The sequence below is a fragment of the Tsukamurella tyrosinosolvens genome, assembly GCF_900104775.1.
Taxonomy (GTDB): domain Bacteria; phylum Actinomycetota; class Actinomycetes; order Mycobacteriales; family Mycobacteriaceae; genus Tsukamurella; species Tsukamurella tyrosinosolvens.
This window is the reverse complement of the sequence record NZ_FNSA01000003.1, coordinates 1,703,731-1,722,247: the sequence shown is the minus strand read 5'-3', so window position 1 is coordinate 1,722,247 and position 18,517 is coordinate 1,703,731. Positions and strand designations below refer to the sequence as shown.

The window sequence follows — 18,517 nt, the reverse complement described above, 5'->3', positions numbered from 1 at the left end:
GTCAGACGTCCTTTCCGGTGCGGGCGGTCACGACCTGGCGCGCCTTGATCAGGAGCACGGCGAGGAGCAGGGCGTAGAGGGTGATCGAGATCGGCGAGGAGACGAAGACGGAGTAGTCGCCGTCCGAGGAGAGCAGGGCGTCCCGCAGGCTGGTCTCGGCGAGCGGTCCGAGCACCATGCCGATGAGCAGGGGGGCGATCGGGATGTCGTAGCGCTTGAAGACGAAGGCCAGCAGGCCGATCGCGAGGAAGAGCAGCAGGTCGAACATCGTCGGCGACGTGGCGTAGATGCCGAGGCCGCAGAAGACCACGATGCTGCCGTAGAGGTACGGCGCGGGGATCAGCAGCAGCTTCGCCCACAACTGCGCGAAGGGCAGGTTGATGATCAGCAGCACGACCATCGCGATGAAGAAGCTGGCGAGCAGCGCCCACACCAGGTCCGGCGAGTTGTCGAACAGCAACGGTCCCGGCTGCAGGCCGTACTGCCGGAACGCGGCGAGCATGATCGCGGCGGTCGCCGAGACCGGGAGGCCCAGCGAGAGCAGCGCTCCCATCGCCATGCCGGTGGTGGAGTTGCCGGCGGCCTCCGGTGCCGCGAGGCCGCGGGGCGCGCCCTTGCCGAACATGGGGAACTTCCGGCGACGGTCGAGGCGGCGTTCCACGTCGTAGGCGAGGAAGGTGGGGACCTCCGAACCGCCGACGGGAATCACACCGAAGGGCAGGCCGATCGCGGTGCCGCGGCCCCACGCGGGCAGCGCCTCCTTGAACTCGGCCTTCGAGAGCCAGGCGCGGCCCGCCTTGGCGCCGAGCGCCTTCGGGGCCGGATCGCGGCGGATCCGCGAGGCGACGATGATGATCTCGCCGAGCGCCAGCATGCCGACCGCGACGATCACCAGCGAGATCCCGTCGAACAGGTTCGCGGAGCCGAAGGTGAAGCGCTCGGTACCGGAGATCTGGTCGATGCCCACGGTCGCGAACATGAGGCCCATCACCAGCGAGGCCAGGCCCTTGATCACTGATTCCGAGACGACGGACGAGATCGCGCCGAAGGCGAGCAGCGAGAGCGCGAAGTACTCGGCCGGACCGAACTTCGTGGAGAGATCCGCCATGAACGGCGCGAGGAAGACCACGAGGATCGACGCGATCATGCCGCCGATGAACGCCCCGATCGCGGCGATGGCCAGCGCCTGGGGCGCCTTGCCGTTCTTCGCCATCTGGTGCCCCTCGAAGGTCGACGCGATCGACGAGGCCTGACCCGGTGTGTTCATGAGGATGGCCATCGTCGAGTCGCCGAAGAGGCCGCCGAAGTAGACGCCGGAGAAGAGGATGAAGGCCGCGGTCGGGTTGAGCGCGAAGGTCATCGGGAGCAGCAGCGCCACGGCCATCGAGGATCCGAGGCCGGGCAGCACGCCCACCGCGGTGCCGATGAGGCAGCCGATGACGACCCACATGAGGTTCGACGGCGAGAGGGCGCCGGCGAACCCGTCGAGCAGGAGTCCGAACTGGTCCATGGTCACAGTCCTCCCAGGATTCCGGACGGGAGCGGGACGTCCAGCAGGACGCCGAAGATCAGGAAGACGAAGCTGGAGAGCAGCAGCCCGACCGAGACGTCGAAGAGCGGCCGCTTGCTGTTGAAGGCCCGTGTCACGCACCAGAACAGGAGCGCGGCGGCCAGGATCCAGCCGAGCACGTCGAGGAGCACCGCGAAGGCGATGAGTCCGCCGATGAGCCAGCCGGCGGCCGCCCAGTCGGTGTAGGTACGGAACTTCGTCTCCGAGCGCGCCAGCTCGTCCGGGTTGCGGACGAAGTGCACCGCGAGAGCGGCGGCGAGCGCGTAGCCGACGATCGCCAGCAGCCACGGGAAGAACGTCGGTCCGGGGCTGTCATCGGACTGCACGTCCATGGTGAGGTTGCCGATCACCACGAGGGTGCTGGCGATGGCCAGGATCGCGGGGACGACGAGCGCGCCGAGCCCGTTGCCCGCGCCCTTGGCCGCGGCGTCCGCTTCGTCTGCCTGCGCGGTCATTTGCCCAGCTCCTTGTACAGGCCGGCGATGACGCGATCCTCGTCGGCGATGAAGGTGGTCAGGTCCGGGCCCTCGAGCCAGGCCCTGGTCCACTTGTTGTTGCGTTCGGCGTCGGCCCAATCCTGCGTGCGCATGACCTCGTCGAAGACGTCGCGGATGTTCTTCACGTCCGCCGGGGAGATGCCGGGCGGACCGAACAGGGCGCGCCAGTTGGCGAGGGTCACGTCGTAACCGAGCTGGCGCAGCGTCGGGAAATCCACACCGTCGAGGGGCTCCTTGGCCGCCATGGCGAGGCCGCGGAGGCGGCCGGACTGGATCTGGTCGATGAGGTCGGCGTAGCCCGAGAAGGCGGCCTTCGCGGTACCGGTGACCAGGGCCTGGGCGACCTCGCCGCCGCCGGCCTTGGGGATGTAGGTGGTGTTCTTCGGGTCGATCCCGGCGGCCTTGGCGAACTGGGCCATGACGAGCTGGTCGAAGCTGCCGCCGCCGGTGAACGGGATCGAGTGCGGGTTGCTCTTCCAGGTCGCGACCAGGTCGTCGACGGACTTGTACGGGGAGTTCGCGGGGACGACGAGCACGTCGTACTCCTCGAAGATCCGCGCGATCGGGGTCACGTCGGTCATCGTCACGGCGGACTTGGTCTGCTGGACGCCGGCGACGAGGCCGGTGCCGCCGACCATGACGACGTCGGCGCGGCCCGGCATCGAGTGCAGGCGGGACAGGCCGATGGTGCCGGCGGCGCCGGGCACGTTGACGACCTGGATGTTGGTGGCGATCTTCTGCTCCCGCATGATCGCCTGCGCCTCGCGCATGACGAGGTCCCAGCCGCCGCCCGCGCCGGCGGGCGCGATCAGCGTGGCCTTGTTACGGATGTCGGCGGAGAGGCCGCCGCGCTGGAAGGAGTAGAAGACCGCCATGGAGACCACCACGACGACGATGATCGCGTAGATGGCGAGCGCGACCATGTTGCGCTGTCCCGGTGGACTTTTCGTCCGTCCCGCTTCGTCCGAGCTGTCCGTCACGACCGTGGCCTCCTCGTCGAGCTGATGAGGACGCCAGATTATCGACGCACCAACGGCGTATGACGAGAACGGAAAATCTCAGTAAAGAGCAGAATGCGCGAAACGCGCAGAACTCCCTCCGCTCAGTGGGGCCGTTGCCCCGCAGCCGATTCCGATCAGCGATCGAGCCAGTGGTCCACGTCGAGCTCGCGGGCGTCGCTCAACGCAGAGGCCTGGCAGCCGAAGCCCACCACGGCGCGGCCGTCGTCGAGCATCACCGAGCCCAGCGTCATCGGGGCGGGCAGCCGGGTGAGGAAGGTCCCCAGCGCGGCGGGCGCGAGTCGCCACAGCTCGCCGCGAATGACGCGGCCGTGGTCGGCGTCGTGGACGAGGCCCGGCTTGGGCGGCGTCGTCGCCAGTTCGACCAGCCGGTACTCGCCGACGGTCCGGATCTCCCCCGCCCAGTGCGCCCCGAGCGAGGTCAGTTGGTGTTCGAGCGGCTGGCCGCGCAGGTGCGCGCCGAAGACCGCCAGGTCGACGGCGCCGGCGAGGCCGAGGTTCCACGGCGCCACAGGCTGCGCGCCGGTGATCCGAGCGGCGAGGTCGAGCGCGACCCCGTCGTGCCCCGCGGGCGCGAGCACCGTGATGCCGAACTGCGCGCCGTCGGCGGTCTCCCCGGCCGGGACGGCGACGCCGCACAGGTCGAGGAGGTTGCAGAAGTTGGTGTACGTCCCCATCTCGGAGTTCACCCAGACCGGGTCGGCAGCCACCTCGGCGAGGGTCGGGTGGCGCGGGGCGGTGGGCACCATGAGCCCGGCGAAGCCGTCGAAGAGCGCCGCTGCCCGCGCGGCGATGGCGCGCAGCTCGGCCTGGTCGGAGGCCAGACGGTGCGCGGGAACCTCGCCCGCCGCGCGCACGATGCCGGCCACCGTCGGATCCAGCCCCGCGTCGTCACCTGCCACGGTGACGAACTCCCCCACCGCGCTGTACCGCTCGGCGACCAGGGCACCGTCGTAGAGGAGCTTCGCGGCGGCGAGCAGCTCGGAGACGTCGACGGGCTTGACCCGCAGCCCGGCCGCCTCGGCGCGGGCGACGGCACCGTCGAAGGCCTCCCGCCAGGAGGCCGGCAGGGCGGGGAGCTCGGCGGGGATCGCGAGCGCCGCGTCGGGCGCGGCGGCGAAGGGGGTGTCGGCGGCCCAGCGGCGGGTGCCGGTGGCGCCCATGACCGCCATGGCGCGGCCCGCCGTGGCGACGTCGCGGGCGAAGACCGTGACGCAGTCGTACGAGGCGCACGCGGGCACGACCCCGTCGGTGCTGACGGCGCCGATCGTCGGCTTGATGCCGACGATGCCCTGCAGCCCGGCGGGCACGCGGCCCGAACCCGCGGTATCGGTGCCGATCGCGATGTCAGCGTAGTCGAGGGCCACGGCGACGGCGGAGCCCGAGCTCGATCCGCCGGAGATGCGGTCGGGTCGCCGGGAGTCGCGCACCGCGCCGAAGGGGCTCCGGGTGCCGACGAGGCCGGTGGCGAACTGGTCGAGGTTCGTCTTGCCGATCACCACCGCTCCGGCGGCGCGCAGGGCGGCGACGGCTGCCGCGTCCGCCGCGGGGCGATACGCGTAGCCGGGGCAGGCGGCGGTGGTCGGGAGGCCCGCCACGTCGACGTTGTCCTTGACGGCGAGGACGACGCCCGCGAGCGGGCCGCCCGCCGCGAGCGACGCGGTGTACTCGGCGGCGACCTCCGCCTCCGGCCGCAGCGCGAGGAACACCTCGGGGCGATCGTCCGCCTCGATGCGCCGGTAGATGTCGGCGATGCGGGTCATGCTGCGCTCCTCGTGAATTCACCGGCGGCCGCCCAGCGGCCGCGCTCCTCGTCGCGGGCGATCTCCATCGCGGACCGCACCCGGGCGATGTCGTCGGCCTCGCGGGCGAGGAACGCACGGTGCGCGGAGAGCGAGAAGGATCCGGGCGTGATGTCCACCGAACCGCGGCCGGCGGCCGTATCGGCGCGCAGGTCCGCGAGTTCCTCGGTGCTCACGGGGTACCAGCTGATCCGGTCGAAGTGCCGCAGCAGCCAGGGGTGTTCGGGCTCGAAGCCGCCCGCGGTGAGCGGGTGCCGGTGGTTCCAGACCTGGGTGGTGCGGCCCACGAACTGGTAGCCGCCGGGGCCCTCCATGCCGTAGATGCACAGGTACGCGCCGCCGATGCCGACGGCGTTCTCCGGTGTCCAGGTGCGGGCGGGGTTGTACTTGGTGGTCACCAGGCGGTGGCGCGGGTCGAGCGGGACGGCCACGGGCGCACCGAGGTACACGTCGCCGAGGCCCAGCACGAGGTACGAGGCGTCGAAGACGATCCGCTGCACGTCCTCGACCGATCCGAGGCCGTTCATGCGGCGGATGAACTCGATGTTCCAGGGGCACCACGGGGCGTCGCCGCGCACGCCGAGGACGTACCGCTCGATGGCCTCGCGGGTGCTCGGGTCGTCCCAGGACAGCGGCAGGGAGACGGTGCGGCTGGGCACGATCATGTCGTCGGCGGCGGGGAGCTGCGACTCCGCCTCGCGGATCCAGTCGAGGGCCGCGGGCTGGTTCAGCGCGGTCGGGTCGAACTTCACCTGCAGGCTGCGCACGCCGGCGGTGAGATCGATCAGTCCCCGCGGAGATTCGGCGCGTAGCCGCTGCTCGAGCGCGTGGACGCGGGCCCGCGACTCCAGGTCCAGCGTCATGGCGCCGTACTCGACGAGGATGTTGTCATCGCCCGAGCGGCGGTAGGTGATCGTGGTCTCGGCGTCGGCCGTCATGGAGCGGGCGAGGACGCCGTCGTCGGCGTCGCCGCCGGCCGACAGCACGACGGGCAGGTTCGCACGCCGTGCACTGCCGACGGCCCCGGGCGAGGCGGCCGCGGCGGCGCGGACGGGGACGAAACGCACGGCGTCGCCGGGACGGAGCTGCCCCAGCTTCCAGCGGTCGGCCGTGGTCACGGTGACCGGGCAGACGAAGCCGCCCAGGCTGGGGCCGTCGGGGCCGAGCAGGATCGGGGTGTCACCGGTGAAGTCGAGGGCGCCCACGGAATACGCGTTGTCGTGGATGTTCGACGGGTGCAGACCGGCCTCGCCGCCGTCGGGGCGGGCCCACTCGGGCTTGGGGCCGATGAGCCGGACGCCGGTGCGGTCGGAGTTGAAGTGCACCTCGTAGGCGGTGTCGTACAGAGTCGCGATGTCGGCGTCGGTGAAGTACTCGGGGGCGGAGTGCGGTCCGACGGTGACCGCGAGCTGCCACCGGGTGGTGAACGCGGGGACCTCGTCATCGAGGATGCGGCGCGGGGCGGAGGCGGCGGTGTCGCCGAGGGGCAGTTCGTCGCCGGCGGCGAGGGTCCGGCCGTCGTGGCCGCCGAACTTCCCCAGCGTGAACGTCGAGGCGCTGCCGAGGTAGTCGGGCACCGTCACGCCGCCGCGGACGGCGAGGTACACGCGCATGCCGAGCGATCCGGTGGCACCGACGGCGAGCTGCTGCCCGGGGAGGAGCTCGACGGGCGCCCAGGTGGGGACGGGCGCCCCGTCGACGGTGACCGTGACGGGCGCGCCCGTGACCGCGACGGTGGTGGCCTCGTCGACGGTGACGGCGAGGCCGCCGAGGGTGCACTCGAATCCCGGTGCGCCCTCGTCGTTGCCGACGGCGAGGTTGGCGAGGCGGAAGGAGAGGTCGTCCATCGGGCCGGACGGCGGAACCCCGATCGACCAGTAGCCGGCGCGGCCTGGCCAGTCCTGCACGGTGGTCATAGGGCCGGGGCGGACGACGGTGAGGGTGGTCATGCGGCGGCCTCCGAGATCTCGAGTTCGACGGCGGTGGGGTCGAAGCCGTTGCAGGGGTTGTTGATCTGCGGGCAGTTGGAGATCAACACGAGTGTGTCGATCTCGGCGCGGAGCACCACCTTCTTCCCCGGGGCGGAGAGGCCGTCGACGATGCCGAGCGTGCCGTCGGGGTCGACGGGGACGTACATGTAGAAGTTGACGTTGCCCACCAGGTCGCGCTTGCCGAGGCCGTGCCGGCTGCCCTCGATGAGGAAGTTCTCGACGCAGGCGTGCTGGTGCTTGGTGTGGTGGCCGTAGCGCAGCGTGTTGGACTCCTGCGAGCAGGCGCCGCCGAGGGTGTCGTGGTGGCCGACCTCGTCGTCGACGATCGTCATCATCGGGCGCGACTCCTGGTCGCGGATCACGGTTCCGGCGCCCAGGAAGATGCTGCCCTGGCCGAGGATCGTCTGCTGGGCGCTGTAGCGGACGGCGTGGTCGTGCGCGCCGTAGAAGAGGGTGTCGACGGCCTGATTGCCGTCCAGGTCGGTCATGGTGAGGGTGTGGCCGGCGGGGACGATGCCCGACCAGGGCGCCCGCGGGGTGACGGTGGCGATCATGGTTGGTCCTTCGGTCGGTGGTCGGCGGTCAGCGCGCGGCGCGGTGGGCGTCCTCGGAGTTCGCCACTGCGCGCTGGTATTCGGGGTCGGTATCGGTGGCGGCGACGAGCGCGGCCAGGTCGTCGTCGGCGCGCCAGGCCAGCACCTCGAGCAGGCCGGTGTCGAAGGTCGGCGACGGGTCGAGCGGATGGGCGGTGTTCGCGACGGCGACGACGCACGGCAGGTGCAGCACGAGCTCCACCGCCGTCCCCGCCCCCGCGCTGCCGGTGGAGGCGAGGGCACCGTCGGCCTCCACGGTGACGCCGTGGAAGAAGGAGACGGACGGGGTGACGTCGGTGGGCGTGAGGCCGTGCTTGGCGGCGGCGAGCACGAGCAGTTCGCGGCCGGCGGGGCTGTCCGAATGCGCCTCCCCCGCGCCGTACTTGGCGGTGTTGGTGGCGAGCGTGGTGGTGCCGCAGAGGGCGTCGTGGTGGCCGGAGCCGTCGGCGACGACGGTGGCGAGTACCCGCCCCTGGTCGGAGAGCAGCGGGTGGCCCGCGCCGATGTAGGCCTGCCACGGCACCTTGACGGTGTCGGCCACGTTGAGCCGCTCCCAGGGGGCGTCGGCGCGCCAGAGCAGGACGTTCGCGCAGGCGCTGCCGACGGTGTCGGTCAGGCGGATTCGGGTGCCGCGCGCCAGCACCTTCGACGTGTAGCGGCCGCCCGGGACGGTCTCCGCCCAGGTGAGGGCGTCCGCGGGCACGCCGGCGGGCGGGTCGGGCCAGGCGGTGGCGGGCACCGTCGGCATGCCCTCGACGCGGGTGTCGGCCTGGGCGCGGGCGTGGTCGCGGGCGCCCTGGGTGGTAGCGGTGGTCTCAGCGATGGCGGTCACGTCAGATGCCTTTCGTGGCGGGGAGGTTCGGGAGGACGGCGGTGACGGGGCGCGGGTGCGCGCGGCGCGGGAAGCACGCGATGCCGGCGATGACGACGACCGCGATGGTGATCGGCCCGGCCCACTGCAGCAGCGGGGATTGGCCTGTGGGGTCGTAGATCTCGGCGCGCGGCCAGGCGAGGTTGATCACCATCGCCCCGCCGTAGAGGACGGCCGCGGCGTTGATCGGCACTCCCCAGCGGCCCAGGGTGAAGACGGGCTTCCCCTCGGAGTCGCGGACAGTAGCGCCGTGCGGCCAGCCGCGGAGCCGCTGGTAGAGCATCGGCACCGTCACCGACAGGTAGGCGAGGTAGATGAGCACGATGCACACGCTGGCGAGGGTCGCGAAGATCGCGGGGTTGCCCACGTTCACCAGCAGGACGGCGACGCAGAGGACGCCGATGAGCACGGCCGGGGCGACGGGCGCCTGCGTGCGCGGGTTCACACGGGAGAGCTGGTCCGAGAACGGGAGCCGGTGATCGCGGGCCATGGAGAAGATGAGGCGGCTGCACGCGGTCTGGATGGCGAGCGTGCAGATGAAGACGGCCACGGCCACGTCGACCAGGAGGACCTTGCCCCAGAACGAGCCGAGGACGGACTGGAGCACGTAGGGCAGGCCGCCGGCGGCGAGCTCCTCCCCCAGCGTCGGCGCGGCCATGAGGGCGGTGATCAGCATGAGGCCGCCGCCGACCGCCGAGGCGGTGAGGGCGAACCGGATGGTGCGCGGCGCGACCCGGCGGGGGTTGACGGTCTCCTCGGCGAGCTCGCCCGCCGAGCCGAAGCCGACCATGACGTAGGCGGCCATGAGGCCGGAGACGATGAACGCGCCGAGGTAGCCGCCCGAGCCGGTCGTGGTCGCGTGGGAGGTGTCGAAGACGACCTGGGGGCCGCGCTGGGCGTGCATCGCGAGGGCGCCGATGACGGCGACCACGCCGACGAGCTCGCAGGTGACGCCGATGGCGTTGATGCGGCTCATCCAGTGCACGCCGATGCAGTTGATCGTGGTGGTGACGATCAGGAGGACCGTGCCGAGCAGAACGGCATTGGCGGCGCCGCTGGAGCTGGTGAGGGACGGGTTGTCGCCGATGATCTGGAAGCCCGACCACACGGTCGGCAGCACCACCTGCAGCGCGATCGCGGCCGCCGCGGCGGTGACGATCTGCGCGAGGATCATGAACCAGCCGCCGAACCAGCCGACCACCTCACCCCCGAGGCGCCGCGACCACTGGTAGATCGCGCCGGAGATCGGGTAGCGGGCGGCCATCTCGGCGAAGCACAGCGCCACGAGGAACTGGCCGACGTAGACGAGGGGCCAGGTCCAGAAGAAGGCGGCCCCGCCGAGCGAATAGCCCAGGCCGAACAGCTGGAAGATGGTGGTGAGGATGGACACGAAGGAGAACCCGGCGGCGAACGACGCGAACGTCCCGAGCGAGCGGCGCAGCTGCGGCTGGTAGCCCAGCTGTGCCAGATCATCCGAATCATGGTGTCGGGGTTGGGTGGTTGTCATGGGCGGCTTCCCGGTCGGAGCTCTATCTGTCAGTTGATAGAAAACCGTTCTCCGGGGTCACCCGGATTGCCCCGCTGTAAGGACTGGGAAAACCGGCGCTACGAACATGTTTCGTGGCAGGTAGCCTGGCCGCTGTGACGGAGGCGAACAGCGGGGCCGGCGGTGGGGCCGGCGGTGGGGCGGAAACCGCAGGTAAACGGGGGCGGCCGCGGGCGAACGACCCGCGCCGGCCCGGCGCCACCGCCGTCGACGAGATCCTCGACGCGGCGGCTGAGCTGTTCACGCAGCGCGGGTACGCGGCCACCTCGACGCGGCAGATCGCCGAGGCCGTGGGCATCCGGCAGGCCTCGCTGTACCACTACTTCCCCACCAAGGGTGAGATCCTGACCGCGCTGTTGGAGGCGACGGTGCAGGCGCCGCTCGCGCTCGCACGCACTGTTGTTACCGCCGACGGTGCGCCTTTGGACCGGTTGTTGTCGTTGGCCCGGTCCGACGCCGGGCAGCTGCTGGCGGCGCGCTACAACCTGGGCGCGCTCTACCACCTGCCCGAGTTGGCCGCCGACGAGTTCGCCGAGTTCCGCGCCGATCGGGCAGAGCTGGCCTCGCACTACCGTTCCCTGGCCACCGCTGTTCTGGACGACGACGGCGACCCGCGCGTACTCCTGCCGTTCCGGCTCGTGGAGTCCGTCATCGGCCTGCGGTCCGACGGTGCCGTCGGCCCTGGTGCGGGCGATGGCTCCGGGGCGGGGTTCGACGACGGTGACGTGGTGGACGCGATCTGTCGGGCGATTCAGCGGGTGCTGGCGTAGCCGCTGGTCACGGTGCCTTCGAGATCGCCAGCGTCGCCCACTCGATCGCCATGTTGCACTCGTCAACGAGCCCAGGTGACGGCTTCGCCCCCGTGCCATCGACTGCGTAGGCAGAGTGAATGATCGCCTTCTCCGACATGAACGACGCAAAGCATCCGTTGTCGCCCTCGGTCGTCACGATAACGGTCCGCCCACTGATCCTGCGATCGGGCTGCCAGGGGCGACGACTCTGCTTCGCCTTGTAGTTCTCTAGGGACAGCTCGTTGCCAAGCGTCTGGCTGAAGTACGCGACCCCGCTCAGTGAGTCCCAGCGACATCCCCGGTAGTTGGGGGAAACCGAGATCATCACGTCCGTCAACGTTCGCGGGTCTGCCCCAAGACTCTTCATTTCCTCGTCGGAGTACGCGGTACAGGGCTCGAAGCTGGTCCCATCGTTGCGCTCGTTGGTACGCCCCTCGAATTCAGGCACGAACGGCAAGGGGCGAGCTGAGGCCGTTGCTCCGTTCGAGGCCGTAGTCCCGGCCGACACCGCCTCGCCCTCGACCGATACAGCGCATCCGCTGACCATCGCGGCAACGGCAAGCACCGCAGCGCCTCGCATTACCACCGCACGAGGCCGATCCCCTCGGCGTTCTCCAGCTCAGTGTCGCCGAGGTCCTTTGCGATCTGCCGCAGGGCCGCCGCGATCATCTCAGCCTCCGCAATCTCCCGGTTGAAGTTCTGCACCACCGACTGCTCATGATCGTGCACCGCGACGCCTATGTTGAATGTCGCTGCTCGACCTTCGACCGTGTCTCCCAGGTAATTGGTGCGACCGACCTCCGAAAGCGAGCGAACGATGACTTTCAACCTGGCAGCGTGCCGATCGTGCGACTTGGCCAGTTCCTCGATCGGATCGCCCTCGAGCACCATGTTCGGACGGTCGGCGATGCGCTGCTCCGCCTCCTGGCGGATCTTGTCCGCATCGGGATTCCCCATGTTCCTCCGATCGTCACCGGTGGGCGAGTACGCGCCCTCATCTATTGGACGCACCAGCTCGGCGATCGGTTCCCAACACTTTCACCGAACACGGAAAGGGGCGCAGCCGTGCGGCCGCGCCCCCTTCTCACGTCGAACTCAGTCCGTCTTGACCTCGCTGCGGTCGCCGGACCACAGGGTGTGGAAGGTGCCCGGCTTGTCGACGCGCTTGTAGGTGTGCGCGCCAAAGAAGTCGCGCTGCCCCTGGACGAGCGCGGCGGGCAGGCGGTCGACGTTGAGCGAGTCGAAGTAGCTCAAGGCGGTCGCGAACCCCGGGACCGGGACGGCCGCCTGGGTGGCGGTGATGACGACGCGGCGCCACGCGTCCTCACCGTCGCGGATGGCCTGCGCGAAGTACGGGGCCTCGAGCAGGGTGTTGAGGTTGGGGTTCTCGGCGTAGGCGTCGGCGAGGACGTTGAGGAACTGGGCACGGATGATGCAGCCGCCGCGCCAGATCTTGGCGACGGCGCCCTTGTCGATGTTCCAGCCGTACTTCTCCGCGCCGGCGATGATCGCGTCGAAGCCCTGGGCGTAGGCGACGATCTTGGAGGCGTAGAGGGCCTTCGCGACGTCGTCGACGAAGGAATCGTCGACCCGCGGGGCCGTGGGGCGCTCGATGCCGAGCGCGCGGACCGCGTCGCGCTGGGCACGCTTGGACGAGACGGCGCGGCCGAAGACGGCCTCGGCGACGCCGCCGACCGGCACGCCCAGATCGAGTGCGGTCTGGACGGTCCAGACGCCGGTGCCCTTGCTGCCGGCCTGGTCGGTGACGATGTCGACGAAGGGCTTGCCCGTCTCCGCGTCGACGTGCTTGAGGATGTCGATGGTGATCTCGATGAGGTAGCTGTTGAGCGGCCCCTCGTTCCACGTGGCGAAGAGGCCAGAGATCTGGGCGGGGGTGTAGCCGGCGACGTTGCGGAGCAGGTCGTACGCCTCGCCGATGAGCTCCATGTCGGCGTACTCGATGCCGTTGTGGATCATCTTGACGAAGTGTCCGGCGCCGTCGGTGCCGACGTGGGTCACGCAGGCCTCCCCCTCCGCGACCGCGGCGATCGACGCGAGGATCGGGCCGAGGGTCTTGTAGGACTCGGCAGTGCCGCCGGGCATGATCGACGGGCCCTTGAGCGCGCCCTCCTCGCCGCCGGAGATGCCGGCGCCGACGAAGTGGATGCCCGTCGGCGCGATCTTCGCCTCGCGGGCGATGGTGTCGTGGAAGTTCGCGTTGCCGCCGTCGACGATGATGTCGCCCGGCTCGAACCGCTCCTTGAGCTGCTCGATCACCGCGTCCGTGCCCGCGCCGGCCTGCACCATGATGATCGCGGTGCGCGGCTTCGCGAGGCTGGCGACGAACTCGTCGATGGTGTCGCTGGCAACGAAGTTCGCCTCCGGGTGGTTCTTCGCGACCTCGTGCGTCTTCTCCGGCGAGCGGTTGTAGATCGCGACGGTGTTGCCCTCACGGGACGCCAGGTTGCGGGCCAGGTTGGAGCCCATCACCGCCATCCCCACCACTCCGATGTTCGCCTTGGCGTCGTTGCTGCTCATCGCTTGTTCGTCCCTCTTCCTCGTGGTGGTTCACACTCGGCCCCTACGTTACGTCCCCACGCCCGACGGTGCCCCCACCTCACCTGTTCTTCGGGCGGTCCTTCTTCGCCTTCTCGACGACCTTCTTGATCCCCGCTGCCGCGACCGCCGGATCCTCGTGTTCCCAGACGCGAATCACGGTCCACCCGGCTTCCTCGAGACGCCTGTTCGTGTCGGCATCGCGCGCTCGATTCTTCTTGACCTTGGTCGCCCAGAAATCCGCGTTCGTCTTGCTCACGGTGTAGTGTTCAGGGCACCCGTGCCAGAAGCACCCATCGAGGTAGACCGCTACCTTGAGGCGCGAGAAGACCAGGTCCGCTCGACGCCGAGCGAGCTCGGGGAGCGGCGCCTTATCCACGAAGTAGCGCAGCCCCAGACGGTGCGCTTCCCGCCGCAGCGCCAGTTCAGGCCCGGTGTCCCTGCGGCGGTTCGACCTCATCGACCGCCGCACGCCGTCCGACGACGCCCAGGACGCCACTTCCGAAATCACCGACCGGCAAGATGCGTGGCTAGATTGAGTCGACACTTCTCGTCGACGATCCAATCCTGGTAGCCGATCCCGAAAACGGTGCGGCCAGCGATCTTCGACTTGACAGCGCCCGCCGCGGCCGCAGGATTTCTGAACTTCTTGTCCACGAATTCGGGAGCCCCTTGAGCCAGTGCTATTCGCAGTTCTGAGGTGACGGGGTCGAAGAATCCGATGATGTGATTGTCCTCGATATCAATGCTCACACGAAGTTCACCCCGATCCGACCACACGAGTTCTGGGACCGCCTCCTCCGCAGGCGGAAGCACGACCTCGGGAGTCGGCTCCGGCTGGGGTCCACCTTCGTGTTCGACGGCGGTCGCCTCACCGATGCCGAGGAGGTCCCAACGGTCCAGTCGGTCGTTGACGACGAATCGCTCGACACCGACCCAACCTGCGCCACCGGGTCGGTTTCCGGCCCTCAGCCACGCCTTCCTGACCGACTTCAATCGTTTCGCGAAGGTTGCACTCGGCACGACGTAGAACACGGGCGCGCCGTCCTGACGGTCCACGAAGACGATGACTTCATGCCTCCCGACGCTGTCCGTCAGCTCATGGTCATCCCAATCGATCCTCCATGCGCCTGCCGTCGCGTCGAGCACGCGAGCCGTGTAACTCGAGCCGGTCGTCCCGGTGACGGCCAATCGTCGATCCGCGAGCTGTTCCGCTCGCCCTCCGTGCTGACGGATGCGGTCAATAACAAGGGCGGCCGCCTGATCGGAGTTCGAACTTCGGCCTGGCTCCTCAGTCTCACTCGTCGGCACGCCGAAGTCGACAACCCGAGTCGGGGGCTCACCAGCAGGCCTTCCCGGCGCCGGTTCGCGTCGGATACGTCCTCCGAGCGCCTGCCACAGCGTCTCCGCGCGCCGTACCGCCAACCCGCCGAGCCGCTTGGCGGCACCGCGCCACTCGGATCGGAGTTCGCCGGCCGTGCGGTCGGCGTCGATGTCCGCCTCATGCGCATCGGCGAGAGTCTCCAGTTCGACGATCCGTTCCGCGATGTCACCTTCTTCGGCCTGATAGGAGCCGACCAGGTGGTCACCGACTCTCATCCACGTCACCCCGTCCAGCCCGTGCATAAGGACGTTCTCGACTTCGATGTCGGGAAGCACCTCCCGGAGCTCGTCCCACGTAAGGACGCCCGAGTATTCGTCGAAGATGTCCCGAATCGCATCGCGCGGGTCCCACGACTCCCTCTCGACGTCCTCAGGCGCCTGAGCCGCGGATTCGACAGGAGAAATCACGTCCGCCACGTCCCCTGAGCACCAGCCGCTCAGGAACTGCCCGGCCTCAACAGGGGTCAAGTCCTTCTGCAGTTCCGCGATTCCGAACAGCGGGCCGCAATGCACGTCCTCCGGCATCCCTACATCAGGATCCTCAGGAGTCCCGTTGACGTAGACGACCACCATCGCGCCCCGCCGACCGTCCTGCACGATCCGCCCCATCCTCTGGAGCATCTGGCCACGACTGCGAGCTGGAGCAGTAACGATCCCCACCTGTGCAGTCGGCACCGCCACCCCCTCGTCCAGGAGGCGCGAAGTAGCGAGCACCGTGGCCTTCCCTCGTTCGAACAACCCGATCGCCGACGTCGCGTCGGATCGATCGGGAATGTCGACCGCGGCCCGGCCCGTCCCCCGAACCGCCTTGGCGACGGCTACGGACATGTCGCTATCAGTGGTGAATACGACGCAGCCGAGCCCCTCCAGTCCAACCGAGATCTTTGCAACGGCGGCAGCTTTGGCGGAACACCGCCCGAGTACGGATCGACGCGCCTCATGTGCGTCCAGGAGCTCCTTGGCCAGAAACCCGACCTCTCCGACGAGCGAGCCCGCCTCGATCTCACGGGCGGTCTCCAATACTCCTGCACCGAGATCGATGCCGATTTCTCGTAGGTTCTTCTCCGCGCGCTGGATCCGGTTCGCACAGGTCTCGTATTCGCGTCGTTCGTCCATGGAGAAGCTGACCCCTACGGTGACGACCGCGGGGCGTGGCAGGATCCCTTCGTCCGCGGCGCGCCGGTAGTCGCACCCCTCGATTCGGGCGCCGAAATAGGGGGTGAGGACCCGCTCGACGCCTGGTGCCGCCCACTCGAACGACGCCGTGAGCGCCAGCCGCTCGGTGAGTTCCCGTCGGGGGAACACGGTGTCCGTGAGATCGGTCACGAGGAATCGCTGGACCTCATCGACTATCACCAGGCCCCTACTGTGGAAAGCGGTCAGGGGGCGCTTCCCGACTCCGGCTGCAGTCGCGATCACGATCTGCTGATTGAGAGCCAGTGCTCTACTTCGATCGGGGACTCCTACGACGACGTCCGGGAACTCGACCGCCACCGCGTTGCGCCAGTGCTCGACAGCCGCCGAATCGGGGACCAGCACGAGAGTCGGGACGCCACGTTTGCGCGCGTCCGCGATCGCCGCCAGACCCAGATCGGTCTTGCCAGTGCCCGTCACGGCCTCCACGACCCCGTTGCGGCCCTGAGTGAACCATGTTTGCAAGGCCGTCACCTGCCACGGTCGCAACCTTCCGCGCAACCCCAACCGTCGCTCGACGTCGGTGGCCGGCGTGACCGACCACAGATCGTCCCCACCGGTCGGTTCGACGAACACCTCGGTGTACTCGAACAACACCTCCTGCACATCGGTGACGGTCTGTGACAGCCGCGAGGAGAGGTCGATGGCGGACGACGGACCGCCCCGGTTCAATTCGTTCAGTACCGCTGTCCCGAGACCCCGCATACCTTCGAACCCCCTGTCACTGCCATCCGCTAGATTGAGTCACAACGTATTAGATCAGGACCTACTGACGGAGAACCAAGCCGTGCGGGCTGAGAGCAAACTCATTCGAGACCTGTTCGAAGGCGAACAGTGCCTGATCGTTCCGGTGTTCCAAAGACCATACGTCTGGGACCGCGTGCGCAACTGGGAACCGTTGTGGAACGACATCATGACGGTATCTGAGATGTTCCACCGGGAGGAGAAGCCGGAGCCGCACTTCCTCGGTGCCGTCGTCCTCGATTCCTCCGACAAGGACGCCGCAGACATCAGCGTCCTGCAGGTGATCGACGGACAGCAGCGACTCACCACTCTGCAGGTTGTGCTCTGCGCGGTTCGCGACGCGTTCGGGACCGCCGGAGTGGATGGCAGATTCAGCAAGGTACTGAACAAGCTGGTGACCAACGAGGATCAACTCTCTACAGAAGACTTCGCACCGTACAAGATCTGGCCGACCCTGCGCGACCGTGCAGTGTTTGCGAAGATCGTCGGACGTGAGCAGGCCGACTCCGGCACCGACTCTCGGCTTCTCGACGCCCACCAGTACTTCTTCGAAGAGACCTTGACGTGGCTGACTGAGAACGGACTCGATCAATCCAGAATCCGCGGACTCGTCGATGCGCTTCGAACGGGCCTGCAACTCGTGGTGATCGAATTGAGTGAGGCCGATAACGCGCAGGTCATCTTCGAGAGTCTGAACGACAGAGGTACTCCACTCCTTCCCAGCGACCTGGTCAAGAATGCGCTGTTCCAGCAGCTCGAGCGAGCAGGCGCGGACGTGTCCCAGATCTTCGAGGAGTACTGGCAGCGCCTGGAGACCGACTTCTGGCACGAGGATGTTCGGCAGGGGCGCCTCATCCGAACGCGGGTGGATGCGTTCTTCGCACACTTCTTGACCATGCACACCGGCGAAGAGGTCCTGTCCTCGAACCTTTTCACCAGGTTCAAGGAACTCACGTCAGCGCTGGACGTCACCGGACTGGAGCAGTTCGTGACGGAGATAGCCGAGTGCAGCGATCTTTACCGTCGCCTGGTTCAACGTGACGACAGCGAACATCGCAGTCTTCTCGACACTGCGGAGACACTCGACAGCTCCGTACTCTTTCCAGTGGTCTTGTATCTGAGCCGAGTAGCGGCACCTGAGGATCGAGCGGAGGCGTTCTCGCACATCGAATCCTGGCTGGTACGCCGAGCTGTGTTGAAAGCAACAAGCAAGAATTACAACCGCATGCTGCTGGAGTTGCTCAAGGTTCTCCGCGCCGCGGACTCCGATCACGGATCCGTGGTGCGACACTACCTGATCGGCAATTCTTCCGAATCGGGACGTTGGCCGACGGACACCGAGATTCACGAAGCGTTCGTCACGGCTCCACTGTTCAAACTACTTACTCGCCCCCGGCTACGAATGGTGCTCAGGGGTTGCGAATCGGGTCTCGCGAACGAGGACGCGGCGCCGCGCGACCTCAGTGGTGTCGATTACGCCGTGCTCGCCGAGCGACGGGACGCGGTCTCCGACGATGTACGTCCGACCCTCGGGAACATCACGCTCACCGCGAAGTCGACCGCACTCGGTAGAACGCGTGCGTGGACCGAGCGCAAAGAGATCCTTGCCGGTTCCGGACTGCATCTCAACGAAGGTCTGCCGGACGCGATCTCCGATGTCGAGATCGCCATGCGCAGTTCACGGCTGGCAGACGGATTCTGCAAACGGTGGCCGCACCCCGATTCTCGCGCGTTCGACACGAGCATCGGCGACCAGTCCGACGAAGCCGAGCACGACGTTCGCGTACCGGACTCCGGCGACGCGGTCCTGCAGACCATGTGGGCGGGGATCCGTGACTATTTCCTCCCCCTTCCAGTCGGTACCGTCGCGAGGCTTGGCTATGTCAAGTTGATCTGGCCCCGGTAGGGCGGTTTCATTCGGCCCCACCTGAGTGGGGCCCTGAGCCGCTAGAGTCCGGGG

Annotated in this window: 15 protein-coding genes; 2 read left to right on the top strand and 13 right to left on the bottom strand. The window is 68.4% G+C overall.

Annotation, left to right across the window (positions count from 1 at the left end):
• Position 1: 1 nt before the first annotated feature.
• The 8 genes from BLW32_RS09725 to BLW32_RS09690 all read right to left on the bottom strand — a co-directional run bounded on the left by BLW32_RS09725 (position 2) and on the right by BLW32_RS09690 (position 9,850).
• Entirely contained in the window at positions 2-1,510 is a 1,509-nt protein-coding gene (locus BLW32_RS09725) for a tripartite tricarboxylate transporter permease (RefSeq protein WP_068742287.1), read from the bottom strand.
• Between the two features lie 2 nt (positions 1,511-1,512).
• Positions 1,513-2,025 (bottom strand): tripartite tricarboxylate transporter TctB family protein, encoded by a 513-nt coding sequence (locus tag BLW32_RS09720; RefSeq protein ID WP_068742288.1) that lies wholly within the window; start codon positions 2,023-2,025, stop codon positions 1,513-1,515.
• Positions 2,022-3,047 carry a Bug family tripartite tricarboxylate transporter substrate binding protein gene (locus BLW32_RS09715; RefSeq protein ID WP_231857401.1) on the bottom strand — a complete coding sequence of 342 codons (1,026 nt, stop codon included), beginning with the start codon at positions 3,045-3,047 and terminating at the stop codon, positions 2,022-2,024. Before BLW32_RS09715 ends, BLW32_RS09720 begins: the two co-directional genes overlap by 4 nt.
• A 155-nt stretch (positions 3,048-3,202) precedes the next feature.
• Entirely contained in the window at positions 3,203-4,849 is a 1,647-nt protein-coding gene (gene atzF / locus BLW32_RS09710; protein WP_068742290.1) for an allophanate hydrolase, read from the bottom strand.
• On the bottom strand, positions 4,846-6,837 hold the full coding sequence (locus BLW32_RS09705) for a 5-oxoprolinase/urea amidolyase family protein (protein ID WP_068742291.1): 1,992 nt from the start codon (positions 6,835-6,837) through the stop codon (positions 4,846-4,848). Before BLW32_RS09705 ends, atzF begins: the two co-directional genes overlap by 4 nt.
• Positions 6,834-7,433 (bottom strand): urea amidolyase associated protein UAAP2, encoded by a 600-nt coding sequence (locus BLW32_RS09700; protein WP_068742292.1) that lies wholly within the window; start codon positions 7,431-7,433, stop codon positions 6,834-6,836. The genes BLW32_RS09705 and BLW32_RS09700 overlap by 4 nt, the downstream gene beginning before the upstream one ends.
• Positions 7,434-7,461: 28 nt before the next feature.
• On the bottom strand, positions 7,462-8,304 hold the full coding sequence (locus BLW32_RS09695; protein WP_068742293.1) for an urea amidolyase associated protein UAAP1: 843 nt from the start codon (positions 8,302-8,304) through the stop codon (positions 7,462-7,464).
• 1 nt (position 8,305) lies between these two features.
• Positions 8,306-9,850, bottom strand: a complete 1,545-nt coding sequence (locus BLW32_RS09690) for an amino acid permease (protein WP_068742294.1) — start codon at positions 9,848-9,850, stop codon at positions 8,306-8,308.
• A gap of 134 nt (positions 9,851-9,984) precedes the next feature.
• On the opposite strand from BLW32_RS09690, the gene BLW32_RS09685 reads away from it, so the two are divergent.
• Positions 9,985-10,659, top strand: coding sequence for a TetR/AcrR family transcriptional regulator (locus tag BLW32_RS09685; protein ID WP_068742295.1), 675 nt, complete (start codon positions 9,985-9,987; stop codon positions 10,657-10,659).
• 7 nt (positions 10,660-10,666) lie between these two features.
• Here the strand turns inward: BLW32_RS09685 and BLW32_RS09680 are convergent, their stop codons facing one another.
• From BLW32_RS09680 to BLW32_RS09660, 5 genes are all read right to left on the bottom strand, one after another.
• On the bottom strand, positions 10,667-11,227 hold the full coding sequence (locus BLW32_RS09680; RefSeq protein WP_244967750.1) for a DUF3558 domain-containing protein: 561 nt from the start codon (positions 11,225-11,227) through the stop codon (positions 10,667-10,669).
• A 32-nt stretch (positions 11,228-11,259) separates the two neighbouring features.
• Positions 11,260-11,637 (bottom strand): hypothetical protein, encoded by a 378-nt coding sequence (locus BLW32_RS09675; RefSeq protein WP_068742297.1) that lies wholly within the window; start codon positions 11,635-11,637, stop codon positions 11,260-11,262.
• 138 nt (positions 11,638-11,775) lie between these two features.
• Positions 11,776-13,218: an NADP-dependent phosphogluconate dehydrogenase gene (gene gnd / locus BLW32_RS09670; RefSeq protein WP_068742298.1), complete on the bottom strand. Its 1,443-nt coding sequence runs from the start codon at positions 13,216-13,218 to the stop codon at positions 11,776-11,778.
• Positions 13,219-13,297: 79 nt separating this feature from the next.
• Complete coding sequence (locus BLW32_RS09665) at positions 13,298-13,708, bottom strand: very short patch repair endonuclease (protein ID WP_269451240.1); 411 nt, start codon at positions 13,706-13,708, stop codon at positions 13,298-13,300.
• 35 nt (positions 13,709-13,743) lie between these two features.
• Positions 13,744-16,518, bottom strand: coding sequence for a DEAD/DEAH box helicase (locus BLW32_RS09660; RefSeq protein ID WP_068742299.1), 2,775 nt, complete (start codon positions 16,516-16,518; stop codon positions 13,744-13,746).
• Positions 16,519-16,600: 82 nt separating this feature from the next.
• On the opposite strand from BLW32_RS09660, the gene BLW32_RS09655 reads away from it, so the two are divergent.
• Positions 16,601-18,463 (top strand): DUF262 domain-containing protein, encoded by a 1,863-nt coding sequence (locus BLW32_RS09655; RefSeq protein WP_068742300.1) that lies wholly within the window; start codon positions 16,601-16,603, stop codon positions 18,461-18,463.
• The last annotated feature ends 54 nt before the right edge of the window (positions 18,464-18,517 follow it).